This window comes from Corallococcus llansteffanensis (genome assembly GCF_003612055.1).
In the GTDB taxonomy this organism is placed as follows: domain Bacteria; phylum Myxococcota; class Myxococcia; order Myxococcales; family Myxococcaceae; genus Corallococcus; species Corallococcus llansteffanensis.
Genome location: NZ_RAWB01001058.1, coordinates 1 through 1,126 on the forward strand (window position 1 = coordinate 1; position 1,126 = coordinate 1,126).

At 74.3% G+C, this 1,126-nt stretch carries 1 pseudogene; it reads right to left on the reverse strand.

What is annotated here, in order from left to right:
• A pseudogene (locus D7V93_RS43300) lies at positions 1–1,031 on the reverse strand (hypothetical protein); the annotation flags it as partial.
• Positions 1,032–1,126: the final 95 nt, after the last annotated feature.

Genomic DNA, 1,126 nt, shown 5'->3' on the forward strand with positions numbered 1-1,126 from the left:
TCCACGGGCTGCGCGAGCCGGGCCTGGAGCGCGGCCTGGTTGCGCGCCTGCGTGAGCGCGGACTCCAGGTCGGGTTGATCCGGCTTGAGCGTGCGCACCTGCGTCCACTGCGTGAGCGAGTCCGCCCAGCGGCCGTCGACGGAGTAGGCCCAGCCCAGCTCCCAGCGGCAGTCGGCGCGGGTCGGCGCGGCCTGGACGCACGCGGACAGCTCCGCGATGGCGGTCTGGCTGTCCTTGGCCTGGAGGGCTTGCACGCCCCGCGCGTAGTGCGCGTCCGGATCGCCTGCGGCGGCGAGGCCGGCGGGCGCGGTGCCGGACCGGGCGCGCATCGCCACGGCGGCGGCGCGCAGGGCCGCGACACTGGCGTCCACGGCGATGCGGCCTGCCTCGGAGAGCGTGTCGGTGCCCGGGGTCCGGGGCGCCGCGCCTGTCGCGGGAGCGGTGGTGGACGGCGTGTCTGGGTTTGAGGTGGGCGCGGCCATGCCGGCGGGCATCCGCATCGAGACGGGGGTGGCCGTGCCGTTGGCGAAGCTCACTCCGGAAGCGCGGGGCGCGATGCCTCCGGCCTGCACGATACCGCCGTTGCCACGCGCCTGAGCTGAAGGGTTCTTCGCGGCAGCCTGCACCGACGCGAGGCCCGCGTTCGTGAGCCGTGCGGTTCCCACCAAAGCAGTGCGTTGGCTGTTCGCCGCAGCCTGCACCGACGCGAGGCCCACCGCGCTGAGCTGCGCGGTTCCCATCGCGGCCGTGCGCTGGACGTTCGCGGCCGCCTGCACCGAGGCGAGGCCCGCCGCATCAAGCTGCCGCATCTCCGCGAACGCATCGTGCGAACCGCTCGCCACCGCCATCACGGACGCAATGCCCGCCGCATCGAGCTGTCCGGCTCCGACGTTCCGGATGACGGAGCGCACGGAGGCCGTGCCCGCATCGAGGAGGAGCGCGGTGCTGGGGCGCTCGTCTGTGGAGAAGTTGTGGGGGATAGAGGCAGCGGGCGCGGCGAGCGCCAACATCAACAGGACGGACGGGGCCATGGCCCGCGCATCTTACGGCAAGGCGAAGGGGCGAGGGCGGCACCGCTGCGGCCGGCTCGACAGCAGCCGGGCAGACGAAACCCCCACCTCCCCCC